The sequence below is a fragment of the Pseudarthrobacter sp. NPDC058329 genome (genome assembly GCF_042879835.1).
Lineage (GTDB): Bacteria > Actinomycetota > Actinomycetes > Actinomycetales > Micrococcaceae > Arthrobacter.
Map to the genome: position 1 here is coordinate 1 of NZ_JBHVZR010000032.1, position 15,271 is coordinate 15,271.

General features: G+C 59.7%; 14 protein-coding genes. 12 read left to right on the forward strand and 2 right to left on the reverse strand.

Going from position 1 to position 15,271, the window contains the following annotated elements; genetic code table 11:
- Positions 1-538 precede the first annotated feature (538 nt).
- Entirely contained in the window at positions 539-1,501 is a 963-nt protein-coding gene (locus ACFVYC_RS22050) for a hypothetical protein (protein ID WP_387554331.1), read from the forward strand.
- Between the two features lie 454 nt (positions 1,502-1,955).
- Here ACFVYC_RS22050 and ACFVYC_RS22055 read toward each other — a convergent pair whose 3' ends face one another.
- A complete protein-coding gene (locus ACFVYC_RS22055) occupies positions 1,956-2,321 on the reverse strand; it encodes a MarR family winged helix-turn-helix transcriptional regulator (RefSeq protein ID WP_387554333.1) in 366 nt (121 codons plus the stop codon).
- A 74-nt stretch (positions 2,322-2,395) separates the two neighbouring features.
- Here ACFVYC_RS22055 and ACFVYC_RS22060 point away from each other — a divergent pair, with 74 nt between their 5' ends.
- The 11 genes from ACFVYC_RS22060 (at position 2,396) to ACFVYC_RS22110 (ending at position 14,159) form a co-directional block, all read left to right on the forward strand.
- On the forward strand, positions 2,396-3,475 hold the full coding sequence (locus ACFVYC_RS22060; protein WP_387554335.1) for an ABC transporter substrate-binding protein: 1,080 nt from the start codon (positions 2,396-2,398) through the stop codon (positions 3,473-3,475).
- Between the two features lie 319 nt (positions 3,476-3,794).
- Positions 3,795-5,231 (forward strand): amidase, encoded by a 1,437-nt coding sequence (locus ACFVYC_RS22065; RefSeq protein ID WP_387554337.1) that lies wholly within the window; start codon positions 3,795-3,797, stop codon positions 5,229-5,231.
- The gene (nthB, locus tag ACFVYC_RS22070) at positions 5,228-5,914 is read left to right on the forward strand and encodes a nitrile hydratase subunit beta (protein WP_387554338.1); all 687 of its coding nucleotides are present in this window, start codon (positions 5,228-5,230) and stop codon (positions 5,912-5,914) included. Before ACFVYC_RS22065 ends, nthB begins: the two co-directional genes overlap by 4 nt.
- 24 nt (positions 5,915-5,938) lie before the next feature.
- The gene (gene nthA, locus ACFVYC_RS22075) at positions 5,939-6,583 is read left to right on the forward strand and encodes a nitrile hydratase subunit alpha (protein ID WP_387554340.1); all 645 of its coding nucleotides are present in this window, start codon (positions 5,939-5,941) and stop codon (positions 6,581-6,583) included.
- 2 nt (positions 6,584-6,585) lie between these two features.
- Positions 6,586-6,996 (forward strand): nitrile hydratase accessory protein, encoded by a 411-nt coding sequence (locus tag ACFVYC_RS22080; RefSeq protein ID WP_387554342.1) that lies wholly within the window; start codon positions 6,586-6,588, stop codon positions 6,994-6,996.
- A 43-nt stretch (positions 6,997-7,039) separates the two neighbouring features.
- Entirely contained in the window at positions 7,040-8,128 is a 1,089-nt protein-coding gene (locus ACFVYC_RS22085; protein ID WP_387554344.1) for a HoxN/HupN/NixA family nickel/cobalt transporter, read from the forward strand.
- A gap of 821 nt (positions 8,129-8,949) precedes the next feature.
- Positions 8,950-10,572 (forward strand): ABC transporter substrate-binding protein, encoded by a 1,623-nt coding sequence (locus ACFVYC_RS22090; protein WP_387554346.1) that lies wholly within the window; start codon positions 8,950-8,952, stop codon positions 10,570-10,572.
- Positions 10,569-11,522 (forward strand): ABC transporter permease, encoded by a 954-nt coding sequence (locus ACFVYC_RS22095; protein WP_387554348.1) that lies wholly within the window; start codon positions 10,569-10,571, stop codon positions 11,520-11,522. The genes ACFVYC_RS22090 and ACFVYC_RS22095 overlap by 4 nt, the downstream gene beginning before the upstream one ends.
- Complete coding sequence (locus tag ACFVYC_RS22100; protein WP_387554350.1) at positions 11,522-12,445, forward strand: ABC transporter permease; 924 nt, start codon at positions 11,522-11,524, stop codon at positions 12,443-12,445. The genes ACFVYC_RS22095 and ACFVYC_RS22100 overlap by 1 nt, the downstream gene beginning before the upstream one ends.
- Before the next feature lie 9 nt (positions 12,446-12,454).
- Entirely contained in the window at positions 12,455-13,363 is a 909-nt protein-coding gene (locus ACFVYC_RS22105; protein ID WP_387554352.1) for an ABC transporter ATP-binding protein, read from the forward strand.
- A complete protein-coding gene (locus ACFVYC_RS22110) occupies positions 13,347-14,159 on the forward strand; it encodes an ABC transporter ATP-binding protein (protein ID WP_387554354.1) in 813 nt (270 codons plus the stop codon). Before ACFVYC_RS22105 ends, ACFVYC_RS22110 begins: the two co-directional genes overlap by 17 nt.
- Before the next feature lie 251 nt (positions 14,160-14,410).
- Here ACFVYC_RS22110 and ACFVYC_RS22115 read toward each other — a convergent pair whose 3' ends face one another.
- Positions 14,411-15,058 (reverse strand): TetR family transcriptional regulator, encoded by a 648-nt coding sequence (locus ACFVYC_RS22115; RefSeq protein ID WP_387554356.1) that lies wholly within the window; start codon positions 15,056-15,058, stop codon positions 14,411-14,413.
- Positions 15,059-15,271 lie beyond the last annotated feature (213 nt).

Consider the following 15,271-nt stretch of genomic DNA (forward strand, 5'->3'; position numbering starts at 1 on the left):
CGCTACGAGGGCTGGGACTCCATCGCAGGCTGCCTTGAAACCGCACGCAACAAGCCAGCCGACATGATCAAATCCGTCATCAAACTCACCTAACTCTTCCCGGTACAGCAGCCGTGCATCAGGCAACCACTGCTTGACCCTAACCCCGCTGCTTCGGATCGCTCTCGGAATTGCGACGCCAGCCGAAGTACCGCTACCAGCGCGAAATGGAAGCGCCACTTCACTGATGATGAGGGAGACCCCTCACAATCTTTGGGAAGCTCCTCCATCTCCATGAGACCAACCATGAGTGCGTGCGACAACCGCCCCTCTTGTCTGACACCAACTCGATATCAGAGAGCCCGTGGCCAACAACACCGAATTACGTTCAACACGATTACTACGCCGAACCGCGAACTGGGGGGCGTGTGCGGTCATATCACTACTCGTGGTGTCGTGTTCAGCACCGTCCGAGGGAGCAACCTCGCCTGAACCGGATACCGCATCAGCAGTGAGTACAGAGGGCTCGCAGGCCGATGGGTGCGCCCCAAGCAATGGAGTGGAATTCATTTGCGAAGTAGACAATGTCGAGGACTTCGTGCGACTGTCCGACGGCAAGTTGATCGGGAGCGACCTGGCGATCACCGGCACTCCGGGGCGCTTTTTTCTGTTCGACACGGATAGGTCGGTTCGCGCCATAGAACCGCAAGAAATTGCTATTGCACCCGACCCTGCATACGGCGCATGCTCCGATGCACCCGATTGGACCGTATTCAATCCCCACGGAATGGGTAGCATCGACGTCGACGGGCGGACTTCGACGCTGTACGCAGTGAACCACGGCGGCCGCGACGTCGTTGAAATTTTCGAGGTAGATATGTCCGCCGACACTCCGAAATTGACATGGACCGGATGCTTAGTCCCACCCGAAGGTGCCTGGCCCGATGACGTCGCGGTGCTACCCACGGGAGGCCTGCTCGTGACCAGCCTCTGGGACCCACGCGATCCTGACAACCTGCGAAAAGCGACCGACGGCCTTCCGCAAGGCCAACTACTTAAATGGAACACTGACGGGCAATGGTCAATTCTGCCCGGACTCGACAATGTATCTGGCCCAAACGGTGTGATCGTCTTCCCTGACAGTGCTACGGCATACATGGCGGCATGGTCCGGCAAGCAGCTAGTGACTATCGACTTGGTGTCAGGAACTGTCGAGACCACTGACCTGAACTACACCCCTGACAACCTGACATGGGCTGCGGACGGTCGGACCTTCTTCATTGGCGGCACCACCGCCAATGTAGAGGAAGCGTTGGAGTGCTTCACATCTACCAGAGTCAACTGCCCCGAAACTGGAGTGAGAGTGGACAGATACAACCCGGATACATCGACGTCCGAAACCTTGATTGAAGGCAACGAATTCGGTCAATTCGGCATGACCACCGGTGCAATAGACGTCGGTAATGAACTATGGGTCAACAGCTACAGAAGCGACCGTGTCGCAATCTTCGACCTCAACTGATCGTCGGCTCCAACCATATGAAGAGGGCCCCGGACTAATCTGAACAGTCTCCGGAAGTTGGACCGGCTAAATAAACCCTAAGCCGCGAGGGCTTGGGCACGGTATTGCGCCGGGCTCAGGCCCTCGAACTTTGTCGAGATCCTCTTGGTAGTGAGTGATAGCGGCATCAACCGCGAGACGGTCTATCAGTACTTGCGCCACGCCAAGCTGGAGTGAAGCCCCCCCCGCCGGTACAGCCGCGAGAGGATGTTCTCCGGTTCATCCCTCCCAAGGGCATCTTCTTCGCCAAAGCTTTCGTCACGCGCTGGAAACGGGCGCGAAACGAAGCGATTTTATACTTCCAAGCAGAACTAAGGCCCCACGTGCCGCACAAACTGAGCATGGCAGAGCCTGCGCATGCTCCTGAAAGGAAGAAACCTCCAGGGCTATAAAGGAGATAAGTGCTTTTTGAAACCTACGCGCGCTGCAGCACCGGAAGCTTTAAGCTCGCTGAGCGTGCAGAGATCAGGGACGCCACGCGACTTAGCCGTTCATGTCCGGTCCTGGACAGGTGCACTGCGGCCTTGCGCCCATCCTCAGGAGCGGGCCGACGGAACACGAGACCGTTGTCGGCAAGCTGGTCGACCAGACGGGTTGTTGTGGCGGCCGGAAGCGTCAACTTTTCTGAGATCTCCCCCATGAGCATGCCTGGCTGTTGCGCCAGGGCATGCATGATCCGCCAGAGGTCCTCGCGCAAGCCATCTTCGGCAAGAATTGCGTTTAGGGTCCGGTCAAGGACGCGCGAAGCATTGATGAATTGGGCGAGTTCGTCAATTTCCACGGTGGCGCCGATATCAGTGTGTACCACCCTAACCCCCGCTTCCGTTTGGAACTTTCCAGTACAGGCTACATGGTATGCCCACTGACGTCAGGATTCTCGATCCACTGGAGGCCTTGGTTCAAGGGCCAAGCCGCCGCACGTTCCGTGTGGGCCTTGCCCTGCCTATGTCTGGTGTGCTTGGCATGGCGGGACCCTCTGCGTTGGAGGCCGCTCTGCTTGCGGGAATGGAGATAAATACATTACGCACGTCCGCTGAGCGCAAGGTGGAGTTCGTCGTCCTTGATTCCGGGGGCCCTGCAGACCATGTGTCTGGCATGGTTTCGGAGCTTTCATCCAGCGGAGCTGTCGAGGCGTTCGTCGGATTGCACACCAGCAGGACTCGGGAGCACGTCGAGCGCGCACTCGCCCGACGGCATGTGCCCTACGTCTTCACTGCTGGACATGAGGCCGCAGACCTCGTTCCTGGGCTGTACTGCTCGGGGGAATCACCGGTCCAGCTCATGTCCGGTCTCGCTAGGGTCATGTCGGAACGCCAGGTGCTGGATTGGGCAATTGTCGGAACCGACTATGTTTGGCCTCGTGCCATGCGCCGTGCAGCCAGGGCCGTCGTCGAGTCTCATTCGGGACGAGTCGTCCTCGATCGGCTTCTTCCCGTAGGGACTGTGGGAGCAACGCTTGAGGGTGTCATTAACGACCTGACCTCGAGCAGCGCCGGAGGAATCATCATCAACATGCCAGGACGCGACCTCACCAAAACCCTTCTCGCTCTCCGTGGCCGGAGTTTGGACCAGAGGCTGCTCCGGTTCTCCGGGGGTCTTGAGGAAAATGTTTTGTACGCCATAAACGGGGACAGCTCAGGAAACCTTTACTCCACCCAGCACTCCTTCGAGTCGCTTCCCTCTGAGCGGCGCGTGGAACTCAACGCACGGTACCGCTCAGCTTTTGGTGACCATTCCCCTGTCCTGAATTCCTGGGCCGAGCACTGCTATGACGGAGCCCACTTAGTTGCCGCCCTCGACACTGCGGGGCTGCTGACCTCCGCGGCTCTGGGTGCCTTCGACGACCCAAATACTCCACCCGAGGCTTTGGGGATTCGCCCCCAGTACGACATACATTTGGCTGTTGCGGCTGGCATGTCCTTCCTTGTCCTCTGACCGGATTCCTCCGCCGGCAAGGCCGACAGGAAATGTGTCACGCCGTGCAACATGGGAATTAGTGAGGGCGCCGTCGCATCACGCAAGACAAGAGTCCGATTGCTGGGATCTTGTCTCGTCGTTGCTTCCAGGGCCCTCAAGACCGAGTGGATCGGATGGGGCGGGCGGCTGTGCGTCTAACATGTCCTTCCCCGGTTCCCTGACCGGATTCCTCGCCACATAGCCGTCACGAATTTGTCACGCGCCAGAAACAAGTTGCGCATATATTTCCAATTGGAAGTAGTTAGAGCGACGGTCGCCTAACGGATAAGGAGTCCCAGTGCTAGCCCACACCGACCTTGCGTACCTTGAACTTACCGAGGTTGCCGAGCTGATCCGTTCCCGCCAGACCACCTCCCTTGAGGTGACACAAACCATTCTCGAACGCATCGAGACCCTCGATCCGGCCCTTAAGAGCTATGTCACTGTCATGGATGAAGTTGCCCTCAAAGCTGCCGAACAGGCCGATCAGGAAATTGCCCGCGGCCACTATCGGGGTCCGCTGCACGGCGTCCCGGTTGCCGTGAAGGACCTGGCTTACACAACCGACGCTCCCACCGGTTCCGGCACCACCATCCACGCTAACTACGTGTCGCCGTACGATTCGACAGTCGTCGCCAGGTTGCGGGAAGCGGGTGCCGTTCTGACGGGGAAGCTTCGCATGACTGAGGGAGCGTACACGGACCATCACCCCGACCTTCCCAAGCCGGTCAACCCCTGGGACGCCGACACATGGACGGGAGTCTCCTCCAGCGGCTCCGGCGTCGCCACAGCGGCTGGCTTCTGCTTTGGCTCCCTCGGCTCGGATACCGGCGGTTCCATCCGCCTTCCCTCCAGCATGAACGGTGTTACCGGGCTGAAGCCCACGTGGGGCCGGGTGAGCCGGTACGGCATCACAGAATTGGCAGCCAGCCTCGACCACATCGGCCCCATGGCCCGAAGCGCACGAGACTGCGCAGCCATCCTGGGTGTCATCGCAGGGGCTGATGCAAACGATCCGACGGCCTCGCTGCAGCCTGTACCTGACTACCTCGAAAATCTTCGGATGACCCGTGCACCGAGGGTCGGCATCGATCGCACACTCCTTGCCAGCTTTGATACGGCGACACAGCAGATGCTCACAGGCGTCATCGCTACGCTTGAAGGTCTTGGCTGGACAGTCAGCGACATCCATCTCCCGGATCTTGCCACGGTTTCGGCCGACTTCGCACCGCACTGCGCCATAGAAACGGCCACGGCACACTTGGAAACCTACCCGGCCAGGGCCTCCGAATACGGACCGGCTCTGGCAAACCTGATTGAGCAGGGTAGGTCGCTGAGCGGGATTGACTACCAGCGTCTATTGGAATCACGGCGCGCATTCACGGGACGGATGAGGCGAACCTTCCAAGACATTGACATTCTCCTCATGCCGGGCATTGGCTATGCCTCACCGACACTTGAGACGATGAGCACCTTCGGCAGCAATGCAGGGCTGCTCTCGGCAGTGCTGGTGCCCACAGCTCCCTTCGACTTCACCGGCCAGCCCACCATCACCCTGCCCGGGGGATTCAGCGATCGCGGAACCCCGCTGGGATTCCAGTTCGTCGGCGCCGAATTCAATGAGCAGCTCATCCTGCAGGCAGCTCACGCATACCAGTCAGTTACCGATTTCCACCGCACGCACCCCCGGCTGCCCTCAGAAGCGCTGCCTCAGTTCGCGGGGTCCGCTTCATGAACGGCATTCACGATCTCGGTGGCGCTGACGGTTTCGGCCCGGTACTCACGGAAGAAGACGAGCCGGTCTGGCACGCGGAATGGGAAAAGGCCGCTTTTGCCTTTTTCGCACAGTCCGCCGCGGCCGGTTATTTCAATCTTGACGAGTTCCGGGCGTCCATTGAACGGATGGACCCGGTCGACTACCTCACCCATCCCTATTACGCCCATTGGATGCACGCCTTCGAGGAATACCTCGCCCGCGAGAACCCGGGCTTCCCGGCAGAACTTGAGCGGCGTACAGCACAGTACCTTGCTGACCCGTCACTGCCGCTTCCTGAAACAGTGAACCCGGACCTTGTGAAGCTGGTCGAGACCATGGCCTTCCAGGGCGGCTCAACCCGGCGCGACATTGGCCGGCCGGCGAAGTTCAAGCTCGGAGACCGTGTGCTCGTCTCACCTACCGTCCCGGTAGGACACACCCGGAAGGCCGGCTACGTCCGCGGCGCGGTCGGTGAGATTACCGCCCACCACGGCGTGTTCGTTTTCCCTGACACAGCCTCGGACGGCCGCGGCGAAAACCCGGACCACGTCTACACAGTCCTGTTCTCATCTGAGGACCTGTTCGGCAGCGGCATCGGCGACCCTAAAACTACCATCAGCATCGACCTCTGGGAACCCTATATCACCCACGTCAGTAACTGACTTAGATCAAGAAGGAACGAACACATGCCTGACTACACTCACGCATACAGTGGGCCGCTGGTGCCTGCAAAAACCGCACAATTTGATGAATACATGACCGCCCGGGTCAAGGCCATGGAATCGATCCTCATCGAACGCGGAGTTGTCTCTGCAGAAGCCGTTGAACGCATCACTGATATCTACCAGCATGAGGTAGGGCCGCAGATCGGCGCCAAGGTCGTCGCACGGGCCTGGACGGACCCGGAGTTCAAAGAACGCCTCCTCGCAAACGCGAGCGAAGCATGCGCTGAGATGGGCGTCGGTGGTCTCCAGGGCGAGGACATGATCGCGGTCGAGAACACCGACGAGGTCCACAACGTCGTCGTCTGCACGCTCTGCTCCTGCTACCCCTGGCCGGTTCTGGGCCTGCCGCCGAACTGGTACAAGAAGGAGGCCTACAGGTCACGGGCCGTCCGGGACCCCCGTTCAGTCCTCGCCGAATTTGGCGCAAACGTTCCTGAAGACAAGAACATCCGGGTCTGGGACTCCAGCTCTGAACTGCGCTACTGGGTGCTCCCACAGCGGCCTGAAGGGACAGAACACCTCTCGGCCAAAGAGCTTGAAGCGCTGGTCACACGTGACTCAATGATCGGCGTCGCCACCCTGGCCCCCGTTGAAGCGGCGGTCTGATCATGGCCAATTGCGAGATCATTTCCGAAGAAACCATCAAAGATATCCACTCCACCGATGCCCGTGCGTCGCGGGCAGGAGAGGAAGCGTTCCGGCTTCCCTGGGAACTGCGCAGCTTCGCGCTCGGCGTGGCTTACTACGAGTCGGACCACTTCCCCTGGAACGACTTTCAATCCCAACTGATCACCGCCATTAACGAAGCCGATGAAGATAACAAGCCGGAGCACTACTACGCCCGGTGGGTCGAAGCTCTGGAATCACTCCTGAAAGAACGCGGCGGCTTCGACCCTGCAGAACTCGACCGTCGAACTAAGGAAATCCTCGACACCCCACGTGACAGCACCCACTCCCACGAGCATCCACATCCAGCTCCGGAGGATGACCACAATCATGGTCAGGCAGATCACCACTAATGGCTCCGTCGGCGCTGCAACATGAGAAAGCAGGACAACGGACATGACTGCCACGGCAACGCTCCAGGCACCGAGGATCTCGGCATGGAATCGGCAGGAAAAAGCTAAACTCGCAGGGATTTTCGGCGTCGTCGCGGCCCTTCACATCGGCGGAATAGTTCTCTACCTGGCTGCTCAAGGAGAACTCGCCGGCGCCGGCGGCCTAGCCGGCGCCGGCGTCCTGGCCTACGTATTGGGCATGCGCCACGCCTTCGACGCCGACCACATCGCCGTCATCGACGACACCACAAGGGCCATGATCTACAGAGGCAGGCGGCCCGTAGGTGCCGGCTTCTTCTTCGCTATGGGCCACTCCTCCGTCGTCGTAATCCTCGCCCTGCTTATCTGGTGGGGAGCAGGGAGCATCGATGAAGGCACCTTGGCCAAACTCTCGGACACCGGAGGAACCGTCGCGGCAGCCGTAACCCTCTTCGTCCTCGTTCTCGTTGCACTACTCAACGGAGCTGTGCTGCGAGGACTGTGGCGCCTATGGCGGGGCACAAAAACGGGCGCGCCGGATATGTCCCTTATCGACAAGGAACTGGCAGCGCGAGGTCTGATTGCCCGCTTCCTCGGCACTCGGGCACGTTCACTGATCACCTCCTCCTGGCACCTCTACCCCGTCGGCCTACTCATGGGCCTTGGGCTGGAGACCGCCAGCGAAGTGACCCTGCTGGCCATGACAGCCTCCGCTACCACAGGGGGCGACGTATCACTGCTCGCAATTCTCAGCCTTCCGCTGCTCTTCGCCGCCGGAATGAGCACATTCGACACAGCCGACAGCCTCATCATGACAAGGCTGTACACATGGTCCCACCGAGACCCACTACGAACACTCTTCTTCAACCTCACAACAACGATGATGACCGTCGCAGTTGCAGTACTGGTCGCTGCGGTTTACGCCAGCGGATTCGCCTCAAACGTACTGGGCTGGACCTGGCTGGATGCTCTTGCAGAGTTGGCCGAGCAATTCGAACTCCTCGGCTTCGGGATCGCAGGCGTCTTCATCATCACTTGGATCACAGCTGCAATACTCTGGCAATTTCAAGGCCACGGTACACGGGGCACTGGAACTCCGCCTGAGGCACGGTAATGGCCAGAAGGTAGAAACCGCAGCTCCCTCAAGAGGCGGGCACGCATGAGCGGCTCCGCTCCAAAGCCCGTACGAAAGGCTAAACCGGCGGCGTTACCAGGCTCAGGACCATCCTGCCCAAGGCGCCAATTGCGTGGATCCTGGTGGCATGCTTTGCCCCTCGGCACTGAATTTGCGAGGGCCATTTGTAGCAGTGGTTCCGATGGTTGCCCTCATGCAGTCAGAATTAGGGCTCACCCGTAATGCTTGATCTCCTGACAGCATTCCGTTGCTTTGCTAATCGCTGGCAGATGGGCGTGCCGGCCCGAGTCATGATCCATTCGGTCGAGGCCTGACCGCGCCGCTACCGGGCCATCGGCTTCACCCGCTTTGCCGCCGCCGGACACCCGGGCGATGTGGCAGCGCACTGTACCCACAGTCGCTGCCGCAGCCCGACGACGACGCGGCGGCCTTGGGCCTGCTGTGGACGGCCGTGCAGGCAGATTTGCTGCTTGCACCCGACCTCTGATGGGTTTGGTCCTCCTGTCGCGGCATCGCCAAGGCGGCGGCACGCTTATCAGGTTCGGGCACATTACTGCCGGTCCCTGGAACCCGGCCCTACTTTTGATCCTCGCGTCGGCGCTTGTCCTTTTCGTTTTTTCCGCCCTGTCATCAAGACAGGCGCAAGGCGCTGACGCCGCACCACGGCGCGTCACAGGCCCTTCACAAAGTGGAAACAACAGATCCGTATATTTCCAAATGGAAGCAACTGGCGAGCTGTACCAGAACAAGTCCAGCTGCCCCCATTTCTCACCCTCAGAGCTCCTCGAGAAGGTAGTCGAATGAAATTAACCACACGCGTCGGCAGAAAAGCACGGAAAATTACAGCCCTCGTAGCTGTGGCCGGTTTTGCGCTTTCAGCTTGCGGCAGCGCGGGCAGCTCGCAATCCGCAGAGAATACTTTAGTCATAGGCATTGAATCCGAACCAGACATCCTTGACCCGCAGGGTGCCAACGGCTGGGTGACTCATAGAATTAATCACCAGATTTTCGAAGGTCTAGTTGGCGAGGATCTTTCGAAGCCGTCAGCGGAGGCTCCCGTGGCATCGCTGGTGCCAGGCCTAGCGGAGAGCTGGGACATCTCTCCGAACGGAACGACTTACACTTTCAAGCTGCGCGAGGGGGTGAAGTTCCATGACGGAACGGATTTCAACGCTGAGGCGGTCGAATACAACATCCGCAGGATGTGGGACAAAGCCTCGCCACAGTACAACGCGAGGGCGGCGGGCAGTACAACGTATGTTTGGCAGCACCTGAGCGGCGTCCGGGTTCTGGATGCTAGAACCCTCGAGCTAACGCTTACCCAACCGTTCTCACCGTTCCTGCAGCTTATGACCCAGGGCGGCTCGGGCTCTACGGGTCTAATCAGTCCGGCAGCCTTGCAACAGTACGGTGACTCCATCGCCGACCACCCAGTAGGCACTGGTCCGTTCAAATTCGAGGAAAGGGTCCGGGGGGAACGGGTCAGCCTTGTCCGCAACGATAGCTATTGGGGGGATGACGCAAAGCTGGAACGCGTGGTGTTCAAGCCCATCCCAGACCCCTCTGCCCGTGTCGCCTCCATTAGAAGCGGCGAGACGGACATTATTGCCGTGCCGACGCCGGACAGCATCGCCGGACTTAAGGCGGGTGGTTTCGACGTAGTTGAGGCTACCCCACCGCACATCTGGTACATGGCTGTGAACATGAAGGAAGAGCCCATGCAAAGTCCGCTTGTCCGCCAAGCCATTAGCTATGCCATCGATCGCAAGGGTCTTGCCACGGACATATTGAAGGATACCGCTCTTCCTGCCTACCACGTTCAGGCTCCTGCCAACCCCGGTTACGTTCCCACCACAGACATCTCCTACCCGTACGACCCTGCGAAAGCCAAGGAGCTACTGGACCAGGCGGGGTATGGTGACGGATTTTCGACCACCCTCGAAACTTCGGTTGACGGGTCGGGTCAGATCATGCCGGTAGCCATGGCTGAATTCATCAAGCAGAATCTGGCGCAGGTGGGTATTACCGTTGAGATCAAGACTTTTGAGTGGATTTCCTACGTATCCCACCACTTCGAGGGCCTGCAGCCCGGGGTGGGACTGGGACAACTTTCCTGGGGAATGAGCACTCCTTACTGGCTCAGCATCATCACCGACAGCTCCTTGATCGCCCCCAACGGCCCGAACACCGGCTATTACCAAAATCCCGGACTCGAAGATGTGATTAGCAAAGCCATTGCAGCTACGGATGAGACAACGGCAAATTCCTTCTGGGCCGAGGCCGACAGGATTGCGACAACCGATCTGCCGGTGATTCCGGTGGTCAACGACAAGTCCCCCTACGTCCTCTCCGATCGCGTGAAGAACTTCGTGCTGCCGAGCGAGGAGTGGTACGACCTGACAAAAGTGGAGTTGGGTTCATGATCAGGCTGTTTATTCAGCGCTCAAGTTCTGCCCTGTTGGTAATCCTGGGCGTGACGCTCATCGTTTTCCTCCTGGTCCAGCTGGTCCCGGGTGACCCTGCACGCGCCATTCTTGGAAACGGAGCCACTGCCGATGCTGTCCAGGCGCTGAGGGAACAGCTCGGGCTGAACGCACCCTTGCCAGCGCAGTACATGCAATACCTGGCAGGCTTGCTTTCCGGGGATCTGGGCATGTCCGTAAACCTGGGCAAGCCGGTCGCTGACGTCATTCTTCCCCGGCTCGGGAACACTGTGATCCTGTCCTTCGCTGCCCTCCTTATCGCCGTCGGTGTCGGAGTTCCCCTGGGGGTGATCGCCGCACGTCACCAGTACGGCTTTTTCGACAGGCTCGCGATGGCCATCTCCCTCTGCGGAGCCAGCCTTCCCGTGTACTGGGCCGCCCTGGCCGCTATTGCCGTATTCAGCCTCGGCTTGGGGTGGTTCCCCACCGGAGGTATGTACAACGCAAGGATGCCAGGCGGCCTGCCGGACCTGATAAGCCATCTTGTCTTGCCGGCCACGATCGCCGCCCTGGTTCCGCTGGCCGTGGTGGCAAGGCTGACCCGCAGCGTCGTTATCGATACCCTGAACCAGGACTACATCCGTGTGCTGCGTGCCTCCGGAATCTCCGAGCGAAGCATCCTATGGAAGCACGCAGGCCGGAACGTGCTGCCGCCGGTCGTAGGGATGATTGGTTTGCAGGTCGGGTACCTTCTTGGCGGCGTGATCTTTGTTGAAGTCGTTTTCCACTGGCCCGGCCTTGGGCAGCAGCTCTACACCTCCATCACTGCCCATGACCTGCCGGTTGTTCAAGCAGGAATCCTCTTCATCGCCCTGATGTTCGTTGTGATCAACCTCGCTACGGACCTAACAGTGGCGGCCCTTGACCCCAGAGCAAAGGTGGCCTCCTGATGACAACGGCAATCCCGGTCGGCCAGCCCCAGGAAACTAAGGAAACCCGCCCCACTGCCCGCTCCGCCAGGGGCGTATCCCGCCGCCGTCTTGCGGTGCGGGCGTTCGCTCGCGACAAAGCAGCCGTCATCGGCCTGGCAGTGCTGCTTCTGGCAATTTTCGGGGCTGTTTTTGCTCCCCTGCTGACGCCGTACGACCCTTATAGTGCTGATTCCTCAAGGCGGCTCGATCCAGTATTTTCCCCCGGCCATTGGCTCGGACTGGACGGCCAGGGCCGCGACATCTGGACCCGCCTCCTCTACGGCGGCCGCTACTCACTGGCTGTCGCTTTTGTGCCCGTCGCTTGCGTGTTTCCTTTCGCCCTGGCCTTAGGCTTGTTCGCCGGCGCCACCAAAAGCAGGCTTGGGCAAATCGCCATGCGTGTGCTCGACGCCGTTTTCGCGTTCCCTCTGGTACTTCTGGCACTCGCCCTGGCGGCAGTATTTGGAGGCGGGCTAGGCAACGTCATGCTCGCGATTGCCATTACGCTCCTGCCGTACATGACCCGGGTTGCGTACAACGCCACACTGCAGGAAACCGGAAAGGAATACATTGAAGCGGCACAAGCGGCGGGCGCGTCCGGCCGGCAGATCATGTTTGGTCAGCTCATGCCCAATGTCATTTCGCCGTTGATCGTTTACGCGACCTCAACCATGGGTCTGATGATCGTGACGGCTGCCGGCCTAAGCTTCCTGGGCGTCGGCATCACCCCGCCGACCCCGGATTGGGGCGTTATGACCTCCGACGGGAGCCAGGTCCTGCTGGAGGGCTCCGCCCACGTCGCGACGATTCCGGGCCTGGTGATCCTGAGTGTTGCCTTGGCCTTCAACCTTGTCGGGGACGGCCTGCGTGATGCCCTCGATCCCCACAAGCAAACCAGTTAGGTGCAGAAGATGAATGAACCACTTCTCCAAATCAAAGGCCTGAGGACGCATTTTCAAACTGATAGCGGCCTGGTCAAAGCCGTCGACGGTGTTGACCTAACGGTTCCTCACGGCGGAATTCTCGGACTCGTAGGTGAATCCGGGTCGGGGAAAAGTGTTACCGGCCTCTCCGTCATGGGTTTACTCGGGTCCCGCCGCGCCCGCAACGCCGGAGGGGAGATCCTCTTCAAAGGCCGTGACTTGCTCAAGATCGCGAATAAAGAGCTCCGAAACATCCGTGGAGCAGAAATAGGTATGGTCTTTCAAAGTGCGATGACCGGATTAAACCCCTCCTTCAGGGTTGAAACGCAGCTCACCGAGGTCATCCGCCGGCACCAAAAAATTGACCAGGCAGCCGCCCGGAGAATCGCCCTCGAATCACTCGAACTCGTCGCAATGCCAGACCCTGCAAGGAAGCTCAAGAGCTACCCGCACGAACTCAGCGGCGGACAGCGCCAGCGCGTCCTCATCGCTATGGCCCTGTCCTGCAACCCCGAACTGCTCATCGCCGACGAGCCGACCACCGCCCTGGACGCGACCGTGCAAAAACAGATCGTGGACCTGCTCGTGGACATCAACAAAAAACGCGGCACAGCCATCCTCATGGTCACCCACGACTTCGGTGTCGTCGCCCGGATGTGTAGGACGGTCGCAGTGATGCGCCACGGAAAGGTAGTCGAACAGGGAATTGTCGAGCAGGTCTTGGAAAACCCCCAGCACGCGTACACGCAAACATTGATGGATGCCGTTCCACGCCTTCACCTCACACGCGAAGAACGCGCCGTACCTCGTTCCCTACGGCGCCTCCACGAAGTCATCCAGATTGCACCTCCGGCACCAGAACCCCGTAAGGAGCTGTCCTATGCAGCAGCACAATGATGCCCTGATCAGAGCCGAAAACCTGCGCAAGGAATACTCACACCATCACCTGTTTGCAAAAAAGAGCGACAGCTTCATCGCAGTCGAGGACGCCAGCTTCCACATTCACCGTGGTGAGACATGGGCCCTCATTGGAGAATCAGGCTCCGGAAAATCCACCATCGGACGGATGCTGCTCTCGTTGGTGGAGCCTACTTCAGGCACCGTAGTTTTCGACGGCAATGACGTCTCCACCCTCAGCCGACCGCATAAACGCGACATGCGCAAACGGATGCAGATCGTTTTCCAGGATTCCGGGTCAGCCTTCAACCCTCGTCGGCCGGTGGGAGAACAGATCGCCTTCGGACTGATCCAACACAACATTTGCCCGGCACCCGAAGCCCGCAGCCGGATCATAGCGCTCCTCGAACGAGTCGGGCTGGAAGCATCGCACTACGGCCGGTATGCCCACGAATTCTCGGGGGGCCAAAAGCAACGCCTTGGCATTGCCCGGGCCCTCGCAACTGAACCCGATTTCATCGTCCTCGATGAGCCCACCGCTGCCCTCGACGTTTCCGTCCAGGCGCAAATACTCAACCTTCTCAAAGACCTGCAGCAGGAACGACACCTGACCATGATGCTCATCACCCACAATCTATCGCTGGTGGAATTTATGTCCGACAGGGCTGGCGTGCTCGACCACGGCGTCCTTGTAGAATCAGGCTTCGTTGATGACATGTTCCGGCAGCCGCGGTCGGATATCACTAAAAAGCTATTGGACGCAGTCCTCGAACCCAATGTGATCGGGGCAGCATAACGGCCACGGGACGGTCAGCAATCATGGCATGTTCGCCCGCGCTTTCCACGCCGATGACGAGGGCTGCAAGTTAGCCGCCTGACTTAAGATCCGCAGGAGGCAGTCACCGGCCGTCGTCGGCCATTCTGGTGACGTGGAGTGTCGAGTACTGCTCCCTCCTCGGCCAGCGGTTACCTGAGCCGGAGCTTCAGGGCGGCCTGCGCTGCGCGGACGAGACCACCGACTAAGCCGTTTAGGGGCCAAAATGACCGTTAGTCTGCCTCGGGGAACTCGACGAGTCGGCGGAGGTGGGCTTCGATTCCGCCCGGCAGGTCAATGCTGTCGCCGTGCAGAAGCCATAACAGTTGCAGTCCGTCCTGGGCCGCGATGGTAGCTTGGGCGGCTTGGACCGGACTGGTGCCGGGGCGTAGTGTTCCGCGCTCAGCGCATCCGCAGAAGGCCCGGGTGAGCCCGTCGATGTAGTACTCGTAGCGCTGGACAAAGTACCCGTGGGCGGGGTGTTGAGGGGCAGCGGCTTCTGCCGAGAGGGTGACGTGCAGTCGCACGAGGCCCGGGGTGGAAACGTTATAGCGGGCGAGTTCAACAAGCCCGAGCAGGATCATGTAAGGGTCATCGACGTGCATGGGCGTATAAACGGCTTCGGTCCGCGTGTCGCGGAATTCCAGGACTGCAGCGAGCAAAGCGCTCTTACTCCCGAAATGATGCAGTAGTCCGGCATCACTCATGCCTGCTTCCCTTGCGACGACCTTCAATGAGCCACCGCGATAGCCGTCGCGGGCGAAGACCTTTAGCGCGGCATCAAGAATCCCCAACCTTTTTTCATCTGTTCCGGCGTAGGAACCACGTCGCCGCTGGTCTGCCGTTCCCGCGGCTGCTGACTGGGTCATGTTCGCGTTCATCCCGATGAGCCTAGCTCATGGCTCCGGACCCTTCTTGAGGAAGTCGTTATAGTTTCCGTTTCCATACAGGCGCCCCTGCAGCGGTAGCACCGCAACCTCATGTAATGCATCTGAAATCTGGCAGAAATGCTCTAAACATCTTAGTGCGAAATACTAGCGACCACTAAACATTCACGCAGCCGCGCCCTTTGCTCTTCAACGCGCCGGCCCCTG

What these genes read in the sequence shown, in the direction of transcription:
- ACFVYC_RS22060 (WP_387554335.1), top strand. Translation starts at nt 2,396, where the DNA reads ATGCCCACTGACGTCAGGATTCTCGATCCACTGGAGGCCTTGGTTCAA.
- nthB (WP_387554338.1), top strand. Translation starts at nt 5,228, where the DNA reads ATGAACGGCATTCACGATCTCGGTGGCGCTGACGGTTTCGGCCCGGTA.
- nthA (WP_387554340.1), top strand. Translation starts at nt 5,939, where the DNA reads ATGCCTGACTACACTCACGCATACAGTGGGCCGCTGGTGCCTGCAAAA.
- ACFVYC_RS22080 (WP_387554342.1), top strand. Translation starts at nt 6,586, where the DNA reads ATGGCCAATTGCGAGATCATTTCCGAAGAAACCATCAAAGATATCCAC.
- ACFVYC_RS22085 (WP_387554344.1), top strand. Translation starts at nt 7,040, where the DNA reads ATGACTGCCACGGCAACGCTCCAGGCACCGAGGATCTCGGCATGGAAT.
- ACFVYC_RS22090 (WP_387554346.1), top strand. Translation starts at nt 8,950, where the DNA reads ATGAAATTAACCACACGCGTCGGCAGAAAAGCACGGAAAATTACAGCC.
- ACFVYC_RS22095 (WP_387554348.1), top strand. Translation starts at nt 10,569, where the DNA reads ATGATCAGGCTGTTTATTCAGCGCTCAAGTTCTGCCCTGTTGGTAATC.
- ACFVYC_RS22100 (WP_387554350.1), top strand. Translation starts at nt 11,522, where the DNA reads ATGACAACGGCAATCCCGGTCGGCCAGCCCCAGGAAACTAAGGAAACC.
- ACFVYC_RS22105 (WP_387554352.1), top strand. Translation starts at nt 12,455, where the DNA reads ATGAATGAACCACTTCTCCAAATCAAAGGCCTGAGGACGCATTTTCAA.
- ACFVYC_RS22110 (WP_387554354.1), top strand. Translation starts at nt 13,347, where the DNA reads ATGCAGCAGCACAATGATGCCCTGATCAGAGCCGAAAACCTGCGCAAG.
- ACFVYC_RS22115 (WP_387554356.1), bottom strand. Translation starts at nt 15,058, where the DNA reads ATGAACGCGAACATGACCCAGTCAGCAGCCGCGGGAACGGCAGACCAG.